Raw genomic sequence first — 20988 nt, 5'->3', positions numbered from 1 at the left:
GCCCGGGCCCCCTGATGCTCCGATCGGGCGACGTGCGCGGGAAGACTGGGCGGGTGGGGCTCGTGCTGACCGTCGCAGTGCTCGCCGCGGCGCTCGGCGTCGCGACGGGCGGAACGCTGCGCCGGCTCGGGTACGTCCGGGTGCTCGGCGTCCCCGTGCTGGTCGCCGCGGCAGTGCTGCAGGCGACCGCGGCCGTCCTCGGCGCCTCCGGCGCGCTGCGCGCGCTGCTGGTGGGCCTCGCGGCCCTCGCCGCGCTGGCGGTGGTGGTGGCCAACCGGTGGCGCCCCGGCGTACCCCTGATCGGCCTCGGCCTGCTGCTCAACGCGGCCGTGGTGGTGGCGAACGGCGCGATGCCGGTGTCCCTCGTGGCTGCGGAGCGGGCCGGCGTGCCGTACGAGCAGCTGCACCTGGACGCGGACCCGGGTCACGAGGAGGCGACGCCGTCCACCCGGCTGCGGCTGCTCGGCGACGTCGTGCCGGTCGCCTCGCCGCTGCGGCGCGAGGTCGTCAGCGTCGGCGACGTGCTCGTCGCCGCAGGGGTCGCGATGTTCGTGCTGGCCGGGACGCACGCTCGACCCGGCCGGCGCCGGCGCGCGGCCCCGGCGCCGGCGCGCAGGGGCCGCGCACAGCAGCGCCCGCGGGGACGGCTACCGTGGGTGGCCTGACCGAGTGGCCGAGCAGGCCGTTCCTATGGAGGCACACATGAGCAAGCGAGGCCGTCGGCGCAAGTCCCGCGCGAAGAGCTCGGCGAACCACGGCAAGCGCCCCAACGCCTGACTCCGCGCCCGAACGCGAGACGGCCCGGCCTCCCTGCGGAGACCGGGCCGTCGTCGTCGGCGGGAAGCTCAGCCCTCGGGCGCGAGCTCGAGCTGGGCCTGGCGGATGCGCAGCAGGACCTTGGCCCGCAGCTCCTCGGGGGCCGGGTCGGAGCAGGACCGCTTGACGACGACCTTGACCTCCTCCTCGATCCCGAACTCGCGCAGGCACGGCCCGCACTCGTCGAGGTGCTGCTTCACGGTGGCGCAGTCCGACGTCGCGAGCTCGCCGTCGATGTACTCGTAGACCCGGGCGAGGACCTCGACGCACGGGGTCTGGTGGTGCCTACCGCAGCTCATCGCGACACCTCCGGGGACGAGGCGGACGGAACGAGCCCGCGCTCGCGGGCGTAGTCCTGCAGCTGGTTGCGCAGCAGCCGGCGGCCGCGGTGCAGCCGCGACATCACGGTCCCGATGGGGGTGCCCATGATGTCGGCGATCTCCTTGTAGGCGAAGCCCTCGACGTCGGCGAGGTAGACCGCGATCCGGAAGTCCTCCGGGATGCTCGCCAGCGCGTCCTTCACGTCGGAGTCGGGCAGGTGCTCCAGCGCCTCCGCCTCGGCGGACTTCAGCCCGCTCGACGTGTGCTCCCCCGCCGCCGCGATCTGCCAGTCCTCCACCGTCTCGGTGTCGGCCTGCAGGGGCTCGCGCTGCTTCTTGCGGTAGGTGTTGATGAACGTGTTGGTCAGGATGCGGTAGAGCCAGGCCTTCAGGTTGGTTCCGACCTGGAACTGGTGGAAGGACGCGTAGGCCTTCGCGAACGTCTCCTGGACCAGGTCCTCGGCGTCGCTCGGGTTGCGCGTCATGCGCAGAGCCGCGGAGTAGAGCTGGTCGACGTACTGCAGCGCGTCGCGCTCGAAGCGCGCGGTGCGCTCAGCCGGCGTCTCGGCCCGCTCCGGGCTGTCGGTGCCCGTGCCCGTGCTCGCATCCTCGGTCATCGCCCGGGAGCTTACTGGTCGGGCCGCCGCGCCACCCGTCGGCCACTCGGGCCACGAGAGATACGGCGCCTCCCCCCGCTTGAGAGTGCTCGACGCGAGCAAACCGGCCTCCGCTCCACCAGGGGCGACGACCCGCCGTCACCCGTCTCGAAGCGGACAACACCGGCTCCGGCGCCGGCGATTCCCGCCCCTCAGCGGCGGCCTGCGGTCGGCGGCGGGCAGGAGGGCCCGGGCAGCGCGGACGGGCCGGTCAGCCAGTCGCGAATGGCGGCGACCACCAGGTCGAGAGCCGCCTGCGGGCCGCCCGGCCCGGCCGACCTCGGCACCGCCAGCGAGTGGTCGGCGCCGGGGACCGGCACGACGCGCTCGACGTGGTCGAGGAGCTCCTCCGGGCGGCCGAAGGCGTCCCGCTCGCCCTGCACGACGAGCAGGGGCACGTCGACGCCGCGCAGCTCCTCGGCCCGCGACCGCTCAGGCCTGCCCGGCGGGTGCAGCGGGAAGGCGAGGCAGGCCACGGCGGACGCCCCCAGCGCGCGGGCCGTGCGGCACGCGACGCGGGCGCCGGCACTGCGCCCGCCGAGGACCAGCCGTCCTGCCGTCGGCAGCTGCGGGACGGCCGCCAGCCACGCCTGGTCGAGCGCCGCGGGGGTGGGAGCGACCTTGCGGCCCGCCACGACCCACGGCTGGTCGAGCCGGACGACGCTGATCCCGGCCGCGGGCAGCCCGGCCGCGAGCGCGAGCAGGTCGGCGGTGTCGCTCCCCCGCCCGGCACCGTGCCCGAGGACGAGGGTCGCGCGGGGCGCGGCCGCCGCCGAGACGTACGCCCGGGCGGGCCCGGCGGGCGTCCCGACCTCCAGCTGCTCCACCTCCGGGAGCTCGGGCTCAGAAGAGCGTCGGCGCGGCATCGGCGGCCTCCTCGGCGGCGGGGACGGGCTCGACGAGGTGCGGGCCGTTGTTGCGGACGTTGCCCACGGCCTTCGAGACCGGGTATGCCTCGAGCAGCCCCGGCGCCGCCGGCACGAGCAGCCCCCTCAGCTCCTCCGCGTCGCCTCCCTCGGGGTCGAGCCACTGCGCCCAGCGGTCGCGCTCGACCAGCATGGGCATCCGGTCGTGCAACCGGCCGAGCTCGTCCACAGCGGCGGTCGTGATGACCGTCGCCGTCCACAGCCACGGGGACCCCTCGCCGGGCGCGCGCCACAGCTCGTACAGCCCGGCCATCGCCAGCGACCGCCCGTCGCGCCGCCGGATGAAGAAGGGCTGCTTGCCACCGTCCTCCTGCGCGTACCACTCGTAGTAGCCGTCGGCCGGGACGAGGCAGCGCCGGGACCGGAAGGCCTTGCGGAAGGCCGGCTTCTCGGCGACCGTCTCGAGCCGGGCGTTGATCAGCCGCGCTGCGCCGGAGGCGTCGCGCGCCCAGGAGGGGACGAGCCCCCAGCGCACCGTCCGCAGCTGCCGCTCGGCCCGCTCCTCCACGACCCGCTCGAGGACGACGCGCACCGGGTCCGTCGGCGCGACGTTCCAGGACGGCGGCACCGCGTCGCCCGTGCCGGCGCCGTCGCCCGTGCCGCCCCCGGCGCCCGCGCCGGCCCAGGCGTCCACCTCGAACTCCTCGACGAGGTCCTCGGGGCTCCTGCTGGCCGCGTACCGTCCGCACACGCGCACCAGCTTCCCAGCCCGTTGCGGTGAGCGGTGCCCGCCGGCCGGAGCACGGCCGGCCGAGCAGATGATCAGCAGGCGCACATGAGCGAGCGCAACCTGGGGAAGGGCAGGGCCATGATGATTGCGCGCCGCCTCGCCCGTCCCATGATCGCCGGCATCTTCATCACCGGCGGCATCGACCAGCTTCGCAACCCCACGTCGAAGGTCGAGAAGGCCGAGGACGTCGCGCCGCCACTGGCGCGCCACCTGCCCTACCTGCCGGAGGACCCGGTCCAGCTGGTCCGCATCAACGGCGCAGTGCAGGTGGCGGCGGGCACGCTGCTCGCGCTCGGCAAGTTCCCCCGGCTGTCCGCGCTGGCGCTGCTCGCCTCGCTCGCGCCCACGACCGCGGCGGGCCACCGCTTCTGGGAGGAGGACAACCCGGGCACCAAGGCTCAGCAGAAGATCCACTTCTTCAAGAACCTGTCGATGATGGGCGGGCTGCTGCTCGCCGCCGTCGACACGGCGGGCGACCCGTCCCTCGCCTGGCGCGCCCGCCACCTGGCGAAGGCCTCGAAGCACGCGGCCCGGGCGACCAAGCGCGAGGCGAAGATGGCGGCGCGCGAGGCCAAGCTCGCGGCGAAGGCGTCGGCGCACAAGGGCTCGACCAAGGCGATCAAGGCGGCGGGCAAGGCCCTGCCCGTCGGGTGACCCGCTAGCCTCGGCGCGCGTGACCGCCGTGCCCGCACCCGCCCCGTCCGCTCCCGCCGCGACGCCGTGGCCGGCGCCTCCAGCAACCGGCCCGGTGGACGCGGTCGTCCGCCTGCCCGGCTCCAAGTCGGTCACGAACCGCGCGCTGGTCCTGGCCGCCCTCGCCGACGCCCCCTCGGTCGTCGCGAAGCCGCTGCCGGCGCGCGACACCCGGCTGATGGCCGCGGCCCTGTCCGCGCTGGGCTCCGCGGTCGACGCGTCGGGCGAGGACTGGGCGGTCACGCCCGGGCGGCTGCGCGGGCCGGCCGCGGTGGACTGCGGGCTCGCGGGCACGGTGATGCGGTTCGTCCCGCCGCTGGCGGCGCTCGCCGACGGGACGGTCGAGTTCGACGGCGACGAGCGCGCCCGCGTACGCCCCATGGGCGGCATCCTCGAGGCGCTGCGCACGCTGGGGGTGCGGCTGGAGGACGGGGGCCGCGGCACGCTCCCGTTCACCCTGCACGGGCAGGGACGCGTCCGCGGCGGCGAGGTCACGATCGACGCCAGCGCGTCCAGCCAGTTCGTCAGCGGGCTGCTGCTCAGCGGTGCGCGCTACGACGAGGGCCTGACCGTGCGGCATGCCGGCGAGCCCGTGCCGTCGCTCCCCCACATCGAGATGACCGTCGACATGCTGCGCGCCGCCGGCGTCACCGTCGACGACACGACGCCGGACGTGTGGCGGGTCGAGCCGGGCCCGGTGCGGGCCCGCGACGTCGTCGTCGAGCCGGACCTGTCGGGGGCGGCGCCCTTCCTGGCGGCCGCGCTCGTCACGCAGGGCCGCGTGGTCGTGCCCGACTGGCCCGAGCGCACGACGCAGGCCGGGGACGCGCTGCGCGGGCTGCTGACCGACATGGGCGCCTCGGTCCAGCTCCTGCCCGAGGGCCTGGAGGTCCGTGGCACCGGCCGCGTCTTCGGCCTCGACGCCGACCTGCACGACGTCGGCGAGCTGACGCCGGTGCTCGCGGCGCTCGCCGCCCTCGCGGACGGCCCGTCGACCCTGCGCGGCATCGGCCACCTGCGCGGCCACGAGACCGACCGGCTGACCGCGCTGGCCACGGAGATCAACGCCCTCGGCGGCGACGTCACCGAGACGCCGGACAGCCTGCACATCCGGCCACGGCCGTTGCACGGGGGCCTGTTCGGCACCTACGACGACCACCGGCTCGCACACGTCGGCGCCGTCCTCGGGCTCGCCGTCCCCGGCGTGCTCGTGGAGGACGTGACGACGACGACCAAGACGCTCCCCGACTTCGTCGGCCTCTGGGCCACGTTGCTCGGCTGAGGGCGCCGCTCGATGCCCGGCCCGCGCCGCCGCCGTGACCTCGACGAGGACGACATCCGCGTACGCCCCGGACGGGGCAAGTCGCGGCCGCGCACGAAGGACCGCCCGGAGCACGCCGGCGCGACCGAGGGCCGCGTGGTCGCGGTGGACCGTGGGCGCTACACCTGCGTCGTCGACGAGGAGGCCGAGCCGCGCGAGCTGACCGCCATGAAGGCGCGCGAGCTCGGGCGCAAGGGCGTCGTGGTCGGCGACCGGGTCGCGCTGGTGGGCGACCTGGCCGGCGGCACCGACGCCCTGGCCCGCGTCGTGCGCGTCGAGCCGCGGGCCAACACACTGCGGCGGACCGCCGACGACACCGACCCGGTCGAGCGCGTCCTCGTCGCCAACGCCGACCAGCTCGTCATCGTCACGGCCACCGTCAACCCCGAGCCCCGCCCCCGGCTGCTCGACCGCTGCCTCGTCGCGGCGTACGACGCCGGGCTCGACCCGCTGCTCTGCATCACCAAGACCGACCTCAAGCCGCCGGACGAGCTGATCGAGGCGTACGCCGCGCTCGACGTCCCGTGGATCGCGAGCCGCCCGGGCGACGGGCTCGCCGAGCTGCGCTCCCGGCTGCGCGGCCGCACCAGCGTCCTCGTCGGGCACTCCGGCGTGGGCAAGTCCACGCTCGTCAACGCCCTGGTGCCCGGCGCGAGACGTGCAGTCGGACACGTGAATGCGGTGACAGGAAGAGGACGTCATACGTCGTCGTCGGCGATCATGTTCCGCCTCGTCGACGGCTCCGGCTGGGTGATCGACACCCCCGGCGTGCGCAGCTTCGGCCTCGCGCACGTCGACCCCTCCCGCGTGGTCGGTGCCTTCCCCGACCTCGCCGCCGGGATGGAGGAGTGCCCGCGCGGCTGCACCCATGACGAGCCCGAGTGCGCGCTCGACGAGTGGGTCGCGAGCGGGTCCGCGGGCAGCGCGGGGCCGGCGCGGCTGGAGTCGCTGCGACGGCTGCTGCGGGCGCGGGGCGGGGCGGGCGAGGACGTGCCGGACGAGGAGCCGGAGGGCTGAGGCCCCGTCCCTGCATGCGGGGCGCCGCTCAGCCGCCCGGCGCCGCCTCGGCCGGCAGGTCGACCTCGAACCAGATCCGCTTGCCGACGGGCAGCCGGTCCACGCCCCACCGGCTGGCGAGCAGCTCGACCAGGCGCAGCCCGCGCCCGCCCTCGGACACCGCGTCGAGCGCGTCGGCCGAGTCCTGCGACTGGCCGCGCGGTGCGGGCAGGCGAGGGCTCTCGTCGGTGACCGCGACCCGGACGTGGTCGGCCGTCGCGCTCAGCTCGAGCAGCAGCGGCGAGTGGGCGTGCACGACGGCGTTGGTGACCAGCTCGTCGGTGAGCAGCACGACGGCGTCGACCGCCTCGAACCCGCCCGGGCCGCCCGCGTCCTCGGACCCCCCGTGCCCCCACTCGGTCAGGGCGCTGAGCACGCGCCCGCGGGCGGTGCGCGCGGCGTGCAGGCTCGGCGAGAGCTCGACCTCGAGCGCGCGTCGCTGGCCCGGCATGCCCGGCAGCCCGCCCACGGCGCGCACCGCGAGGACGGCGACGTCGTCCTGGCCGGTGGGCGCCTCGAGCTGCCCGGTCCTGCCGAGGGCGAGGTCCAGCACCTCGCGCGGCGAGCGCTCGACGCCGTCCAGGGCCGAGCGCAGCGCCTCCATGCCCTCGTCGGCGACGACGTCGCGCCGCTCGACCAGGCCGTCGGTGTAGAGCAGGACCGTGGCGTCGGGCCGCAGGGCGACGACGTGCTCGCGGAACGGCGCGTCCTGCGTCGAGAGCTCCGCGCCGACGCCGAGCGGCAGGCCGGGGTCGAGGTCGAGGAAGCGCGCCGGCCGGCCCGGCTCGAGCACCAGGGGCGGCAGGTGGCCCGCGGAGGCGACGGACAGCCAGCGGGTGCGCGGGTCGTAGACGGCGTAGACGCAGGTCGTCAGCCGCAGCTCGTCGAAGGCCCGCACGACCAGGTCGAGGCGGCGCAGCACCTCGGCCGGGATGTGGCCCTCGAGGGCGTAGCCGCGCAGCGCCGCGCGGACCTGCCCCATCACGGCGGCGGCCCCCACCCCGCGCCCCATCGTGTCGCCGACGGCGATGCCGACACGGCCGCCGGGCAGCTCGAACGCGTCGTACCAGTCGCCCCCGACCTCGGTCCCGTCCGCACCGGGCACGTAGTGCGCGACGAACTCGAGCCCCTCCACGGCCGGCAGCGACTGCGGCAGCAGCGAGCGCTGCAGGGTGACGGCGGCCTCGCGCTGGGCCGAGTAGAGCGCGGCGTTGTCGACGGCGAGGGCCGCGCGGCGCGCGAGGTCGTCGGCGAACGCCTGCTCCTCCGGCCCGTACGCGCAGTCGGCCCGGGCGAGCGTCAACGCGCCGAAGGCCCGGCCGCGCGCCGAGAGCGGGACGACGAGCGTGCTCGGCGGCAGCGCGCCGAGCGCCTCCGGGAGCGGGCCGGGCTCCGGCCCCGCCCGTTCCGCCCCGAGGAGCTCCGGGCGGTCCAGGAGCTGCGGCCGCCCGCTCGCCACGACGGCACCGGCGCCGTACGGCTCCCCCACGGCCACCGGGAACTGGTCGAAGAACAGCCGCAGGTCGGCCGCGACGACCGGGTCCTTGGCCGCGACCGCCGTGGCTCGCAGCGCCGGCCCCTGCCCGTCGAGCAGGTGGACCACGGCCCAGTCGGCCAGCTCGGGCACGACCAGGGCCGCCAGCTGCTCGAGCACCTCGTCCCGCTCCAGGCTGCCCGAGAGCCGCTCGGTGGCGTCGAGCAGCAGCGTCTGGCGCGCGGCGCGCTCGGCGAGCTCGTCGTAGAGGCGCGCCCGGGCGAGCGCCGAGGCGCACTGCGCGGCGACGGCCGTCAGGAAGACCCGCTCCTCCGCCGAGAACTCGCGCTCGTGCGCCCAGGTGAGGGCGAGCGCCCCGGCCGCGCCATCGGCCCCGCCGAGCGGCAGCAGCGCCAGCGCGCCCCCGCCGCCCGCCGCCTCGTCCGGCCGGCCGAACACCGGCTCGCCCGTGCGCCCCACCTCGGCCAGCCGGTCGACGAGCGATGCGTCGAGCGGGCCGGCGGACGCCGTACGCCGGACGCCGCCCTGCTCGTCGAGCAGCACGAGGGCGCACTCCGCCGCGCCCAGCATCCCGCGCCCGGGGCCGGTGACCACGGCGCTCACGTCGGCCGTGGTCAGGGCCTCGGCGAGGGCGGCGGTCACCTGCTGCAGCAGCTCCACACGGCGCGTCGCCGCCGCTGCGCGTGCGGTCAGGTCCTGCCGGGCCCGCTCCGACTGCACGATGTCGGTGATGTCGCTGCACCCGCCGACCCAGCCCACCACGCGCGGCGTGCCGTCGTCGTCGCCCGTGACCGGCACGCCCCGCGCCCGGAGCCACCGCTCGGCCCGCCCCTCGGACTGCACCCGGTAGGTCGCCTCGTAGCGCTCCCCCGTCCGCACCGCCCGGTCCACGGCCGCCACGACATGAGGGCGGTCATCGGGGTGCACGGCGTCCAGCCAGCCCAGCCCGAGGTCGCCGCCGGGCTCCTGGCCGGTCAGCGCGCGCCACGACGGCTGGTCCCCGATGCTGCGGAACTCCGCGTCGACCGCCCACACGGCGTCGCTCGTCGCGGCGACCAGCGCCTCGTAGCGCTCCTCGCTGCGGGTGAGCCGCTCGGCGTCGGCCCGCGACTCGACCGCGACCGCGACGAGCTGCGCGAGCTGGACCGCGACGGCCTCGTCGGCCGGGGTGAAGCCGGCCTCGGCGTACTTGTCCGACAGCTGCAGCACCCCGAGGTTGCTCCGGTCCCGCGCGACGAGCGGCACGGCGAGCAGCCCGCGCAGGGCCGGCCACTCGGCCAGCTCCGGGTCGTCCGCGGCCGCGGCGTACGCCGGATGGGCCTCGAGGTCGGCGTGGTCCAGGCGCAGCGGCGCGTTGGTCCGGACCACGACGTCGTGCAGGGCGCGCAGCGCCGCCGGCAGCGCTGTGGGCGACCAGCCCGGGCGGGACGCGACCGAGGCGGCGATGGGCGGGGTGCCCGCACCGTCGTCGGCGGCACGCACCAGCAGCGCCTGGTGGGCGCCGACGAGCTCGCGGGCCCGCTCCACGACACGGGCGAGCAGGTCGTCGGCGCCCGGCACGGCGCGTACCTCGAAGGCGGCCTTGGCCAGCTCGTGCAGCTGCGCCGCCGGCGGCGGCGGGGTCGGGTCAGGCAAGCCCGCCACCCCCGCGCACGCCCAGCTCGTGCAGGTGGAGCAGCATCTCGGCGGGGTCGGCGTAGACGCGGAACGCGCCGGACCGCTCCAGCTCCTCGCGGCCGTAGCCGCCGGACTGCAGCCCCACCCCGAGCGCGCCCGCGCGGCGCGCCGCCAGCAGGTCCCAGACGCTGTCGCCCACGACGAAGGTCGAGGATGCCTCAACGCCCAGCGCGCGGGCGGCGGCCAGGAACAGGTCGGGGTCGGGCTTGGCCCGGCGGACGCGGTCGCGGGTCACGACGGGCACGTCGGGGGGCACCCCGAGCGAGTCCAGCCCGGGGCGGGCGGTCGCCTCGCGTCCGCTCGTCGCGATGGCCCAGGCGACGCCGCGGCCGGTCAGCTCGGCCAGCAGCTCGCGGGCGCCGGGAAGCGGGCGGACGGTCCCGTGCAGCTGCGCGAACGCCTCCGCGTGCAGCTGCTGCAGCCGCTCGACCTCCTCCGCCGACAGCTCGACGCCGGTCTCGGCGAGCAGCGCCTGGACGAAGAGCCCGCCGCTCATGCCGATGCGCCGGTGCAGCCGCCACACCGAGACGTCGATGCCGACCGACACGAGGGCCTGCCGCCAGGCGACGACGTGCTGATAGACGCTGTCGATGAGGGTGCCGTCGAGGTCGAACAGGAACGCCGGCGGAGCCGGTGCGACCTCGTAGTCCTGACCCGGCCCGGACGCACCCGGCTGGCTGCTCACGCCCCGCCCCTCCCGACGCCGTGCCTCAACCGTTCGCCCGCTGCACGTCGAGCGGCTGCTCGGCCGACGCCAGCCGCGTCTCGACCCGCTCGTGCGTCCGCGTCAGCGAGCGGGTGGCCGCGGCGTGCTCGGCCGCGCGCGACGCCGGATGGCGCAGCCAGGCCGAGGTGACGGCGTGCGCCTGCGCGACGTCCCCGGCCGCCAGCAGGATCTCGGCCGCGCGGGAATACGTCCAAGGGGTGTCGACCCGGCCGGAGACGCTGTGCAGCAGGTGGGCCAGCTCGCGCTGGTCGGCGCGCGGCACGCTGCGGGCGAGCGGGGTGCCGTCGAGCACCCAGCCGTCGAGCGTCTGGCGGGGCACGACCAGCGGCGCGGGCTCGACCGGGCCCGCGGCACGACGGCGTCCGAAGATGCGCCCGAGTGCAGCCATGTCCCCTCCCGTGCCCGTGCTCTGGTGCCCGGCGGTGCTCGTCCGCCCGGCCGTGCTCGTCGCCGCCCCCCCGACGGCGGCGCTCCCGCCATGGTTCCGACCGTGCGAAGTATGCGCCAGCCCGCGCCGGACGCGGGCGGCACGGTCGATAGCGTCCCACCGTGTCCTCCTCCGTGCCCCCCCGTTCCTCGTCCCCCGGCCCGGCCTCCGCGGCGTCTGCGGCTACTGTCGCCGCCGGGGCGACCGGGGCGTACGCCGCCGACCTCGAGCTGGGGCTGCGGCTCGCCGACGCGGCCGACCTGACGACCCTCGCCCGCTTCCGCGCGCAGGACCTGCGGGTGGAGTCCAAGCCGGACGCGACGCCGGTCACCGACGCCGACCGGGCCGTCGAGGAGCAGGTGCGCGCGACGCTCGCGGCCGAGCGCCCCGACGACGCCGTCCACGGCGAGGAGCTGCCGGACACCGGCCAGGGGCCGCGCCGCTGGGTGGTCGACCCGATCGACGGCACGAAGAACTTCGTCCGCGGCGTGCCCGCGTGGGCGACGCTGATCGCGCTGCTGGACGGCGACGAGGTCGTCGTGTCCGTCGTGTCCGCGCCGGCGCTCGGGCGCCGCTGGTGGGCGGCACGCGGAGCCGGCGCCTGGGGGCAGGAGGGCCGGTCCGAGCCGCGCCGGCTGGCCGCCTCGGGCGTCTCCCGGCTCGTCGACGCCTCGGTGTCCTACTCCTCGCTCGACGCGTGGGGCGCCCGCCGGCCGGCGTTCCTCGGCCTGCTGGACACGGCGTGGCGGACCCGGGCGTTCGGCGACTTCTGGTCCTACTGCCTCGTCGCCGAGGGGGCCGTCGACGTGGCGGCCGAGCCCGAGGTCGCGCTCCACGACCTCGCCGCGCTCGACCTGCTCGTGCGCGAGGCGGGCGGGCGGTTCACCGACCTCGGCGGCGTCCCGGGGCCGGCCGGTGGCAGCGCGCTGGCCACCAACGGGCTGCTGCACGACGACGTACTTGCCGCCCTCCGTCCCGCGGCCGGCTGAGGCGGTGCGTCCCGCGGCCGGCTGCGCCCCTGCGTCCCGCGGCCGGCTGAGGCGGTGCGTCCGCCGGCTCAATGTGGCAGCGCGCCGGGCCGGACGGGCCCGGCCGCCTCAGTGCAGCAGCCCGAGGCGGTGCAGCGGCCACACCCGGACGAAGGCCTGGCCGACGACGTTCTCCACCGGGATCGGGCCGACGAAGCGCGAGTCCTGCGAGTCGCTGCGGTGGTCCCCCATGACCCAGAGCTGGTCGGCGGGCACCGTCACGGGCCCGAACGCCATCGAGTTGTCCTCGTAGACGTAGGGCTCGTCGAGGGGCTCGCCGTTGACCACGACCCGGCCCTGCGGGTCGCAGCAGCGGACCTCGTCGCCCCCCACGCCGATCACGCGCTTGATGACGTCGCGCTCGGAGGAGAGCTGGGCGTACCTCGTGCCCTCGGTGCCGAAGACGACGATGTCGCCACGCTCCGGGTCCCCGAGACGGGTGCCCAGCTTCCAGACCAGCACCCGGTCGTTGCCCGAGCAGCCCTCGCACCCGTGCAGCGTCTGCTCCATGCTGCCGGAGGGGATGTAGAACGCCTCGACGAGGAACGCCTTGATGAGGACGGCGCCCAGGACCGCGGCCACGGCGAGGAACGCCGCCTCCCGCAGCGCCAGCGCGCGCCGGCGCCGGGCCACGCGTCGGGCGCGCGCCCGGCGGCCCCGCGGGCCGATCTCGCGGCGAGCCGGCCCGGCCGGCACCGGCTCGGGCACCGGGGCCTCGACCGCCTGCGCTCCCGGGCCTCCGGCTTCGTCCGGCACCAGGCTCTGGCCCGGCACCGGGCCCTCCACCGCCACGGCACGCGCCGCCGGCTCGGGGCGCGCACGGCGCGGGACGTACGCCGGTGCCGGGCCTACCCCGTCGCCGGCCGACCCTTCTCCGGCGCCGTCGACGAGGACTCCGGCCGGGCCGGGCACGGCCTCCGGCGCGTCCTCGTCAAGGCCCGGACGCCGATGCCTGCCCCCAGTCACGCGCCCACCCGTCTGCTCGCACCGACAACCGACGGGACGACGACGGGCGGCCCGCCGGCGTTCCCGGACGACCGGCCGTCAGCCGCGGCCGGCCGCGAGCAGCGCGGCACCGGCGATCCCGGCGTTGTTGCGCAGCTCCGCCGGGATGACGGGCGTGTCCAGCGAGAGCAGCGGGAGGAATTTCTCCGACTTCTTGCTGACGCCGCCCCCAAGGACGAACAACGACGGCGAGAACAGCATCTCGACGTGCTTGAGGTAGCGGTCGAGCCGGGCCGCCCAGTCCTTCCACGAGAGGTCCTCGCGCTCACGCGCCGAGTCCGCCGCGCGCTTCTCCGCGTCGTGCCCGTCGATCTCGAGGTGGCCGAGCTCGGTGTTGGGGACGAGGACGCCGTCGACGACGAGCGCGCTGCCGATGCCGGTCCCGAGGGTCAGCACGATGACCACCCCGCCCCGGCCCTTGGCCGCGCCGTAGGCCACCTCGGCGACCCCGGCGGCGTCGGCGTCGTTGACGGCCGCCACCGCTGAGGCCCCGGTCGCCTTGCGCAGCAGGGCCTCGACGTCCGTGCCGATCCAGGACTTGTCGATGTTCGCGGCACTGCGGGCGACGCCCGAGGTGACGACGGCCGGGACGGTGCAGCCGAGCGGGCCGGTCCACTCGAAGTGCGCGCAGACCTCGGCGACGGCCTCGGCCACCGCCTCGGGAGTCGCCGGCTGCGGGGTCGGGATCCGGTAGCGCTCGTCGAGCAGCTCGCCGGTGGCCAGGTCGACCGGGGCGCCCTTGACGCCGCTCCCGCCGATGTCGACGCCGAAGCCCCGGCCGGTCTGCGGGGCAGCGCCGCGGCCCGGCGTACCCGCGGTGGCAACGGAGGTGGGGGAAGCGATCTCGTCGGACATGGCACATGCATACCCGACCGCTGCTCCTCGCTCCCCTCCGGTGCCCGCTGACGTGCGCGCGCCGTCCGCGCGCCACGGAGATGGCACGGACAGGGCACGGACAGCGCACGGACAGCGCACGGACAGCGCACGGACAGGGCACGGACCAGCACACGCACAGCCCGCGGACAGCCCGGCAATTCCGACTTCCCCAACTGTTGACTTCCGCCCGACAGGTCCCCGAATATTCGGGCAGGACGACGACTTGTGCGCGTTTCGGGGCGACCCCGATGCGATTCGGTCACGACGCTCGGCCAGACGTCGCGACCGGCAGCCCTCCGCCGCAGTGGGAGGGGCTGCGCTCTGGCCGCTCTCGCCGCCGCCCGCGCCATCTCCATGCCGCCGGCACACCCGGCCGACGGCCCGAGCTCCCCTGCGCTCCTGGAGGCCTGCCTTGCCCATCCCGTCGATCCCGGACGCGTCGGCCGTACCGCCCGCGCCGAAGAACCCCCGCAGCCATCACCCCGCCCGACGCGGCGCGGTCCCGCGGGCGCGCCGCGTGCTCACCGCGCTGCTCGCCGGCTCGCTCGGGGCCGCGTCCCTCACCGCCGCTGTGTCCGGTACGCCGGCGGCCCAGGCCGCCGTGGCGCCCGTGACGGCGCCCCAGCTCGTCCCGCTCCCGCAGGAGATGTCCTTGCGCAGCGGGCAGTCCTTCACGCTCTCCGCCGACACCCGGATCGTCGCTGCGCAGGGCGCGCTCGCCGTCGCGCAGCAGCTGGCCGCGGTGCTGCGCCCGTCGACGGGCTACGCGCTGCCGGTGTCCACGGGGGCACCGCAGCCCGGCACGCTCGCCCTCGCGCTGGACGGTGCGACGTCCCTCGGTGACGAGGGCTACACCCTCGAGTCCGGCAGCACGGGCGTGGTCGTCCGCGCGCACACGGCGCACGGCGCGTTCAACGGGGTGCAGACCCTGCGCCAGCTGCTGCCCGCCTGGGTGGAGAGCCCGACGGTGCGCCCGGGGCCGTGGACGGTGCCGGGCGTCTCCATCACCGACGAGCCGCGCTTCGGCTATCGCGGGGCGATGCTCGACATCGCCCGGCACTTCCAGACCGTCGACACCGTGAAGCGGATCATCGACGAGATCTCGATGTACAAGATCAACACGCTGCACCTGCACCTGGCCGACGACCAGGGCTGGCGCATCGCGATCAACGGCCGTCCCGAGCTGACCACGATCGGCGCCCAGTTCGGGATCGACAACTCCCCCGGTGGCTACTGGACGCAGGCGGAGTACGTCGACGTCGTGCAGTACGCCGCGAGCCGCTTCGTCACGATCGTGCCGGAGATCGACACCCCCGGGCACACGAACGCGGCGATCATGGCGTACGCCGACATCCACCCGGACATCAACTGCAGCGCCAACAAGCCGCCGAGGTGGAACCTCAGCGGCGACGTGGGCTACAGCGCGCTCTGCCCGGACAGCCCGAACACCTGGGCCCTGCTGACGGACGTCATCAACCAGCTGAGCGCGCTCACGCCCGGGCCGTACTACCACATCGGCGGTGACGAGGTCCCGACGACGATCCTCACCCAGCAGCAGTACGCCGACTTCATCAACCGCGAGGCGCCGATCGTCGGCGCCGCCGGCAAGATCGTCATGGGCTGGAACGAGATCTCCGAAGGAGACTTCGGGCAACCCGGGATGCCGCAGGGCGTCGTGCAGTTCTGGGGCACCGGCGGCACGGGCTCCGGCGGGGACTCCGCCCGCCGCGCCGTGCAGAAGGGCATGAAGGTCGTGATGTCCCCCGCCGACCGGGCGTACGTCGACCAGAAGTACGTCACCTCCCGCACCACCAACCCGAACGGGCCGGTCACGCCGATCGGGCTCAACTGGGCCTGCCCGCGCGGCTGTGACGTCGACACCGCCTACAACTGGGACCCGGCGACGCTCGTCCCGGCCCGCACCACCTCCACCGGCGAGGTGCTTCCGGCCGTCACCGAGTCCGACGTCATCGGGGTCGAGGGCGCGCTGTGGTCCGAGACCGTCAAGAACCTCTCGGACGCCGAGTACCTCTACTTCCCGCGGCTCCCCGCGATCGCCGAGCTCGGCTGGTCGCCGGCCGGCGTCCCGGGGCGGACGTTCGACGAGTTCAAGGTGCGCCTCGCCGCCCAGGGCGCGCGGTGGACCGCGATGGGCGTCAACTTCTACCCCTCGCCCCTCGTCCCGTGGCGGGCCGACCTCACCGCGGCCGACGTCAACGTCACCAACACCTACCCGTACGCCGTGAGCGGCCAGGTGGCCACGCTCGCGCTGCCCGCCCTCACCGGGACTCCCGGGGCGAGCCCGACCGCGACGATCGACTGGGGCGACGGCACCACGAGCACGGCGACGCTGACCGGGACGCCCGGCGTCTACGCCAACACCCTGGCCCCGCGGGTGAACTCGCTCTACGCGGTCAGCGCGAGCCACACCTACGCCGGGCCGGGCCACTACACCGCGACGCTCACTGTCACCGCCGGCGCGACGACGACGAGCATCACCTTCGCGGTGACCGCGGCGAGCATCACCGAGATCCGCACGGCACTGTCGTCGCTGCGAGCCTCGGGCGGCATCGTCGCCAGCACCTACCGCGACCTGCTCGACATCGTGAGCCTGGCCCAGACCGCGGAGGCGGGCGCGAACGCGACGGCGGTGAGCGGCTACGTCCAGCAGCTGCGCGGCGCGATCGGCGCCCTGCGGCCGGCGAAGATCAGCGCGGAGGGCAAGGCACTGCTGCTGGAGCTGCTCGCGCAGTGGCCGCCGACGTCGGCTGCGGCGGCGGGGACGGGGGTGCGCCCCGCGGCCTGACCTGCTGGCCCTGACGGGAAGAGCGTCACGCTCGCCGCCATCCGCGGCGGGAGCGTGACGCTCTTCCCGTCGCGCGGGTAGCGTCCGGCACGCTGAGGCGCGCGGCACGTCCAGTCCGAAGCACCCATCGGACGCGCAGCACCGTCAGACCCGCAACAGCGTCACACGGGCAACACCCTCAGACCCGCAGCACCTCCACGCCCGCGGCGTCCAGCGCCTGCACCTTCGCCGGGTCGGCGCCGGAGTCCGTGACGAGGGTGTGCACGGTTGAGATCCCGCAGATGCGCGCGAAGCTGCGCGAGCCGAGCTTGTCCGAGGTGGCCGCGACCACGACCCGCTCGGCCCGCCGCGCCATCAGGCCGCTGATCCCGGCCTCGCCCTCGTGCCGGCACCGGGCGCCGCCCTCCACCGAGATGCCGTCGACGCCGAGGATCAGCACGTCCAGCCAGAGCTCCTCGAGCACCAGTGCGGCGAGCGGGCCGCTCAGCTCGTACGCCTGCGACCGGGCGACCCCGCCGAGCACGACGGTCTTGACGTGCGGGCGCAGGACCATCTCCATGGCGATGTTCAATGCGTTCGTCACCACGGTGACGGCCGGCCTGGCCGGCCCCTCGGCGAGGTCGGTGCGCGAGCCCAGCTGACGTGCGGTCGCCGTGGTCGTCGTGCCCCCGTTGAAGCCGACGACCGTCCCGGGCCGGGCGAGGTCCGCGGCGACGGCGGCGATGCGGTCCTTCGCGTCGCTGTCGGAGCGGGCCCGGTAGCGGGCGGGCAGCCCGTACGCGACGGCTGCGGCGACCACTCCCCCGTGGGTGCGCGTGACGAGCTGCTGGCGGGCCAGCGCGCTGAAGTCGCGCCGGACGGTCGCCTCGGAGACGCCGATCTCCTCGGCCACCTCGGCCACCGACAGCCGCTGGCGCTGCGCGAGCAGGTCGAGGAGCAGGCTCCACCGCTGAGCCCGATCACGGGTCTCGACTTCCCTGAAGTCAGAGTCAGCAGATGCGCCCACCGCGGCACCCGCGTCGGGCTCGGTCATGTGGCAGGGCCGCCACTGCGCGGCGCGGGGTGGCGGACGTCGGTCCGCGCGACGGGAGCCACCGCCCGAGGATATCGGCGACGTCGGCGGCGCGTGCCCGAACGGTTGCCCACCTTTTACATCTGCGGCCGCCTTGGCGTAACACGCCGGGTTTTTCCTCGTACTGCGGGGTTGGGGGAAGGGAAGCGACGCGAGGGGAGCGACATGGACGTGCGACCTGGTGCGGGGGGCATGGCACACCGGGACGTCGACCCGGTCGCTCTCCTCGCGCTCGCCCACTACGGCCTGGACGGCCTCGGCGGCCGCGGAGCCGCACTCGCGCCGCATGAGGGTGCCGCACGGACCGGCTCCTCCGCCTACCGCGTCGAGCTCCCGGACGGGGCGCCCGCGGTGCTGCGGGTCTCCGCGCCCGGGGCCCAGCGCCGGGCCGAGGTCTACAGCGAGCTGGCCTGGATGCGGGCGGTGGGTCGGGCGGGGGTCGCGCGCACCCCGCATGTCCTCCCGACCACGTGCGGCGCCTCGGTGGCGACCGTGGTGGAGCCGGGCACGCGGGCCGTGCCGACGCCCGGCACCCGCACGGGTACGGTCCGGCACGCGGTGCTGTTCGAGCACCTGCCCAATGTGTCCGCGTCCACGGCGCCGCCCGGCCCCGGCGACCTGGGCGCGCTGGCCGCGGCCCTGCACGCGCATGCGGACGGCTGGGCGCGCCCGCACGGCTTCGTACGCCGCCCTGCGGCGCCGCGCCCCGTCCCGCCCGCAGCCCGCGGCAGCCGGGCCGCGCTGCTCACGGCCGGCTACGCGGCTGTCGTGGACCGGCTCGCCCGCGCGGGCCGCCGCCGTGCCCACGGGCTGGTCCACGGCGCGCTCGGGCCGGCGGCCGTCGCCGCCACGGGCGTGGACGGCCTGCTGGCGGTCGACGGCTTCGAAGGCTGTCTGGAGGCGGACCCTCTCGGCGAGGTGGCGCCGGCCGTCGCGGGCGCGAGGACCTGGCTCGAGCTCGAGAGCGCCTGTGGCGAGTGGGCCGAAGGCTACGCGTCGGTCCGGTCACTGGACGCCGCCGACGCGGCCGCGCTGCCGGCCCACGCCCTCTCCGCGGCACTCGGGGGGCCGGTCACCGACGAGCTCTGCGCGATCGTCGAGGGCTTCCTCACCGCGCACGGCCGAGCGGCCTGACGACGTCCGTCGGCGTCAGGCCGCCTGCCTCCCGAGCCCGGGCCCGGCACGGCGCCCTGAACGGGCAGGGAGCCGTGCCGGGACGTCGACGTCAGCCCGCCGTGACCCGCCCTTCGCGGGTCTCGGTGAGCTGCTCGGCGCGCTCTTGCGCGACCTCCTCCGTCATCCGCGCGCCCGCCTCGGCGTCGCGGGTGAGGTTGGTGCCGGTCTTGGGGTCGAACACGTGCGCCTTGCGCGTGTCCACCCAGAACTCGGCCTCGCGGCCCTCGCGCAGCCGGCTCATGGCGTCGATCTCGACGATGGCCTGCGTGCGCATCTGGTCGCTGTCGAGCTCGCGGCTGAGGTCGCGCAGCTGAGCGGTGATCTCGGCGGGCGCCTCGAACGGGATGTAGGCGTACTGCTGGTCGCCGAGCCACTCGGTGACGTCCACCATGGCGCGGAAGACCGAGCCGTGCCGACGCTTGTCCTCCTCGACCAGGCTCGCGTCCTCGAAGTGCCCGGGGCGCAGCCCGACGATGACGAGGTCGTGGCCGGCCACGGCCTTGGCCCGGCGGTCGTCCAGGTGCAGGTCGCCGAAGGGCGTGCGCAGCGCAGCTCCCTGCACCGTCGCGGGCAGGAAGTTCATCGGCGGCGAGCCGATGAACCCGGCGACGAAGAGGTTCACCGGCTGCTCGTAGAGCTCGCGCGGCGACGCGACCTGCTGCAGGACGCCCTTGCGCAGGACCGCCACGCGGTCCCCCAGCGTCATCGCCTCGGTCTGGTCGTGGGTGACGTAGACCGTCGTGACGCCGAGCCGGCGCTGGAGGCGGGCGATCTCGGTGCGCATCTGCCCGCGCAGCTTCGCGTCGAGGTTGGACAGCGGCTCGTCGAAGAGGAACGCGTCGGCCTGCCGGACGATGGCCCGGCCCATCGCCACGCGCTGGCGCTGGCCGCCGGACAGGTTCGCCGGCTTGCGCTCGAGGTGCTCGCGCAGCTCGAGGACGTCCGCGGCGTCCTGCACCCGCTTCTTGACCTCGGCGTCGGAGGTGCCGGCAAGCCGCAGCGGGAAGGCGATGTTCTCGAACACCGACAGGTGGGGGTAGAGCGCGTAGTTCTGGAAGACCATCGAGAGGTTGCGCTCGCGAGGGGACTTCTCGTTGACCCGCTGCCCCCCGATGAGCATGTCGCCGGACGTGATGTCCTCCAGCCCCACGATCATCCGCAGCAGGGTGGACTTCCCGCACCCGGAAGGACCGACGAGGATCATGAACTCGCCGTCGGCGATGTCGAGGCTGACGTCGTTCACCGCGGGGAAGCCGTCGCCGTACCTCTTGACGATGTGGTTCATCGTGATTGCGGCCATGTTCTGCTCCTGAGTCTGCTCGGCTGGTCCGGTCAGCGGGCGTCAGCCCTTGACGGCGCCGTTGGTGAGGCCGGCGACGATGCGCCGCTGGAAGAGGAGGACGAGCACGACGACCGGAATGGTCACCACGACCGCGGCCGCGGTGATGGCGCCGGTCGGCTCCTCGAACTGCGACGCGCCGGTGAAGAACGCCAGTGCGGCCGGAACCGGGCGGGACGCTTCCGTCGAGGTGAGCGAGATGCCGTAGATGAAGTCGTTCCACGCGATGAAGAACGAGATGATGGCGGTGGTGAAGACTCCGGGGGCCGCCAGCGGCACGATCACCTTGCGGAAGGCCTGCCACGAGGTGGCCCCGTCGACCTGGGCCGCCTGCTCCATCTCCCAGGGGATCTCCCGGAAGAACGCGGCCAGCGTCCAGATCGAGATGGGCAGCGTCAGGGAGAGGTACGGGATGATCAGCCCCGGCCAGGTGTCGTAGAGCCCGATCCCGCGCCACAGGTTGAACAGCGGCGTCACGATCGAGATGGCCGGGAAGATCGCGACCACGAGCGCGGTCGACAGGATCAGCCGCTTGCCCGGGAAGTCGAGCCGGGCGATCGCGTACGCGGCGAACATCGCCAGCACGACGGAGACGAAGGTCGCGATGAGGCAGATGCCGAGCGAGTTGCGCAGGGCCGGAAGGAACAGGTCCCGCGCGCTGCCCGAGAAGATCGTCTCGTAGTTGCCCCAGGAGGGGTTGCGCGGCAGGAAGTTCCGGTCGGTGAGGTCGCCCTGGGACTTGAACGACAGCGAGATGATCCACGCGACCGGGAACAGCGCGTACAGCACGATGGCCAGCGCCCCGAGGTACCACAGGACCCGCTCGCGGGTCGACATGGCGC

At 75.3% G+C, this 20988-nt stretch carries 20 protein-coding genes; 8 read left to right on the top strand and 12 right to left on the bottom strand.

All coding sequences use genetic code 11. The annotated features are described in order from the left end of the window. The first annotated feature begins 32 nt into the window (after window positions 1-32). Window positions 33-665, top strand: a complete 633-nt coding sequence (locus tag G9H71_RS06090; protein WP_166279638.1) for a DUF5317 domain-containing protein — start codon at window positions 33-35, stop codon at window positions 663-665. Between the two features lie 37 nt (window positions 666-702). Further along, entirely contained in the window at window positions 703-777 is a 75-nt protein-coding gene (locus tag G9H71_RS25465) for a 50S ribosomal protein bL37 (protein ID WP_407939680.1), read from the top strand. 68 nt (window positions 778-845) lie between these two features. Here G9H71_RS25465 and rsrA read toward each other — a convergent pair whose 3' ends face one another. The 4 genes from rsrA to G9H71_RS06070 all read right to left on the bottom strand — a co-directional run bounded on the left by rsrA (window position 846) and on the right by G9H71_RS06070 (window position 3409). Continuing rightward, window positions 846-1115, bottom strand: a complete 270-nt coding sequence (gene rsrA, locus G9H71_RS06085; RefSeq protein WP_166279635.1) for a mycothiol system anti-sigma-R factor — start codon at window positions 1113-1115, stop codon at window positions 846-848. Next, window positions 1112-1855, bottom strand: a complete 744-nt coding sequence (locus G9H71_RS06080) for a sigma-70 family RNA polymerase sigma factor (RefSeq protein WP_407939674.1) — start codon at window positions 1853-1855, stop codon at window positions 1112-1114. The genes rsrA and G9H71_RS06080 overlap by 4 nt, the downstream gene beginning before the upstream one ends. An 89-nt stretch (window positions 1856-1944) precedes the next feature. Next, entirely contained in the window at window positions 1945-2658 is a 714-nt protein-coding gene (locus G9H71_RS06075) for an alpha/beta hydrolase family protein (protein ID WP_166279629.1), read from the bottom strand. Continuing rightward, on the bottom strand, window positions 2636-3409 hold the full coding sequence (locus tag G9H71_RS06070) for an SOS response-associated peptidase (protein WP_166279626.1): 774 nt from the start codon (window positions 3407-3409) through the stop codon (window positions 2636-2638). The genes G9H71_RS06075 and G9H71_RS06070 overlap by 23 nt, the downstream gene beginning before the upstream one ends. An 84-nt stretch (window positions 3410-3493) precedes the next feature. Between G9H71_RS06070 and G9H71_RS06065 the strand changes: the two genes are divergently transcribed. The 3 genes from G9H71_RS06065 to rsgA are packed head-to-tail and all read left to right on the top strand — an operon-like array spanning window position 3494 to window position 6479. Further along, window positions 3494-4102 (top strand): DoxX family protein, encoded by a 609-nt coding sequence (locus tag G9H71_RS06065; protein ID WP_231134272.1) that lies wholly within the window; start codon window positions 3494-3496, stop codon window positions 4100-4102. A 28-nt stretch (window positions 4103-4130) separates the two neighbouring features. Next, window positions 4131-5423: a 3-phosphoshikimate 1-carboxyvinyltransferase gene (gene aroA, locus G9H71_RS06060; protein ID WP_166280516.1), complete on the top strand. Its 1293-nt coding sequence runs from the start codon at window positions 4131-4133 to the stop codon at window positions 5421-5423. Window positions 5424-5435: 12 nt separating this feature from the next. After that, window positions 5436-6479, top strand: a complete 1044-nt coding sequence (gene rsgA / locus G9H71_RS06055; protein ID WP_166279623.1) for a ribosome small subunit-dependent GTPase A — start codon at window positions 5436-5438, stop codon at window positions 6477-6479. 28 nt (window positions 6480-6507) lie between these two features. Here rsgA and G9H71_RS06050 read toward each other — a convergent pair whose 3' ends face one another. The 3 genes from G9H71_RS06050 to G9H71_RS06040 are packed head-to-tail and all read right to left on the bottom strand — an operon-like array spanning window position 6508 to window position 10805. Continuing rightward, the gene (locus G9H71_RS06050) at window positions 6508-9648 is read right to left on the bottom strand and encodes a SpoIIE family protein phosphatase (RefSeq protein ID WP_166279619.1); all 3141 of its coding nucleotides are present in this window, start codon (window positions 9646-9648) and stop codon (window positions 6508-6510) included. Further along, complete coding sequence (locus tag G9H71_RS06045) at window positions 9641-10375, bottom strand: HAD family hydrolase (RefSeq protein WP_166279616.1); 735 nt, start codon at window positions 10373-10375, stop codon at window positions 9641-9643. The genes G9H71_RS06050 and G9H71_RS06045 overlap by 8 nt, the downstream gene beginning before the upstream one ends. A gap of 25 nt (window positions 10376-10400) precedes the next feature. Further along, window positions 10401-10805 carry a hypothetical protein gene (locus tag G9H71_RS06040; RefSeq protein WP_166279613.1) on the bottom strand — a complete coding sequence of 135 codons (405 nt, stop codon included), beginning with the start codon at window positions 10803-10805 and terminating at the stop codon, window positions 10401-10403. Between the two features lie 269 nt (window positions 10806-11074). Here G9H71_RS06040 and G9H71_RS06035 point away from each other — a divergent pair, with 269 nt between their 5' ends. Beyond that, complete coding sequence (locus tag G9H71_RS06035; RefSeq protein WP_196791779.1) at window positions 11075-11833, top strand: inositol monophosphatase family protein; 759 nt, start codon at window positions 11075-11077, stop codon at window positions 11831-11833. A 108-nt stretch (window positions 11834-11941) separates the two neighbouring features. On the opposite strand, the gene lepB is transcribed toward G9H71_RS06035, so the two are convergent. Together lepB and ppgK are read right to left on the bottom strand one after the other, a co-directional pair. Beyond that, window positions 11942-12784: a signal peptidase I gene (gene lepB, locus G9H71_RS24940; RefSeq protein WP_331272777.1), complete on the bottom strand. Its 843-nt coding sequence runs from the start codon at window positions 12782-12784 to the stop codon at window positions 11942-11944. A 132-nt stretch (window positions 12785-12916) separates the two neighbouring features. Further along, a complete protein-coding gene (ppgK, locus tag G9H71_RS06025; RefSeq protein WP_166279607.1) occupies window positions 12917-13732 on the bottom strand; it encodes a polyphosphate--glucose phosphotransferase in 816 nt (271 codons plus the stop codon). A 433-nt stretch (window positions 13733-14165) separates the two neighbouring features. On the opposite strand from ppgK, the gene G9H71_RS06020 reads away from it, so the two are divergent. After that, on the top strand, window positions 14166-16559 hold the full coding sequence (locus G9H71_RS06020) for a family 20 glycosylhydrolase (RefSeq protein WP_166279604.1): 2394 nt from the start codon (window positions 14166-14168) through the stop codon (window positions 16557-16559). A 178-nt stretch (window positions 16560-16737) separates the two neighbouring features. Here the strand turns inward: G9H71_RS06020 and G9H71_RS06015 are convergent, their stop codons facing one another. After that, window positions 16738-17592 (bottom strand): DeoR/GlpR family DNA-binding transcription regulator, encoded by an 855-nt coding sequence (locus G9H71_RS06015; RefSeq protein WP_166279601.1) that lies wholly within the window; start codon window positions 17590-17592, stop codon window positions 16738-16740. Between the two features lie 231 nt (window positions 17593-17823). Here G9H71_RS06015 and G9H71_RS06010 point away from each other — a divergent pair, with 231 nt between their 5' ends. Next, window positions 17824-18765 (top strand): aminoglycoside phosphotransferase/kinase family protein, encoded by a 942-nt coding sequence (locus G9H71_RS06010; protein WP_166279598.1) that lies wholly within the window; start codon window positions 17824-17826, stop codon window positions 18763-18765. Between the two features lie 91 nt (window positions 18766-18856). On the opposite strand, the gene G9H71_RS06005 is transcribed toward G9H71_RS06010, so the two are convergent. Further along, complete coding sequence (locus G9H71_RS06005; RefSeq protein ID WP_166279595.1) at window positions 18857-20107, bottom strand: ABC transporter ATP-binding protein; 1251 nt, start codon at window positions 20105-20107, stop codon at window positions 18857-18859. A gap of 42 nt (window positions 20108-20149) precedes the next feature. Then, window positions 20150-20983, bottom strand: a complete 834-nt coding sequence (locus tag G9H71_RS06000; RefSeq protein WP_166279591.1) for a carbohydrate ABC transporter permease — start codon at window positions 20981-20983, stop codon at window positions 20150-20152. Window positions 20984-20988: the final 5 nt, after the last annotated feature.

The sequence above is a fragment of the Motilibacter deserti genome (assembly GCF_011250635.1).
Taxonomy (GTDB): Bacteria; Actinomycetota; Actinomycetes; order Motilibacterales; family Motilibacteraceae; genus Motilibacter_A; species Motilibacter_A deserti.
The sequence above is the reverse complement of the archived record's forward strand: the minus strand, read 5'-3'. Positions and strand labels throughout refer to the sequence as shown.

Bases quoted from the DNA above. Each gene is read 5' to 3' on its own strand.
- G9H71_RS06015 (WP_166279601.1), bottom strand. From the start codon at position 17,592: ATGACCGAGCCCGACGCGGGTGCCGCGGTGGGCGCATCTGCTGACTCT.
- rsgA (WP_166279623.1), top strand. From the start codon at position 5,436: ATGCCCGGCCCGCGCCGCCGCCGTGACCTCGACGAGGACGACATCCGC.
- rsrA (WP_166279635.1), bottom strand. From the start codon at position 1,115: ATGAGCTGCGGTAGGCACCACCAGACCCCGTGCGTCGAGGTCCTCGCC.
- ppgK (WP_166279607.1), bottom strand. From the start codon at position 13,732: ATGTCCGACGAGATCGCTTCCCCCACCTCCGTTGCCACCGCGGGTACG.
- G9H71_RS06010 (WP_166279598.1), top strand. From the start codon at position 17,824: ATGGCACACCGGGACGTCGACCCGGTCGCTCTCCTCGCGCTCGCCCAC.
- G9H71_RS06005 (WP_166279595.1), bottom strand. From the start codon at position 20,107: ATGGCCGCAATCACGATGAACCACATCGTCAAGAGGTACGGCGACGGC.
- G9H71_RS06075 (WP_166279629.1), bottom strand. From the start codon at position 2,658: ATGCCGCGCCGACGCTCTTCTGAGCCCGAGCTCCCGGAGGTGGAGCAG.
- G9H71_RS06040 (WP_166279613.1), bottom strand. From the start codon at position 10,805: ATGGCTGCACTCGGGCGCATCTTCGGACGCCGTCGTGCCGCGGGCCCG.
- G9H71_RS06065 (WP_231134272.1), top strand. From the start codon at position 3,494: ATGAGCGAGCGCAACCTGGGGAAGGGCAGGGCCATGATGATTGCGCGC.
- G9H71_RS06000 (WP_166279591.1), bottom strand. From the start codon at position 20,983: ATGTCGACCCGCGAGCGGGTCCTGTGGTACCTCGGGGCGCTGGCCATC.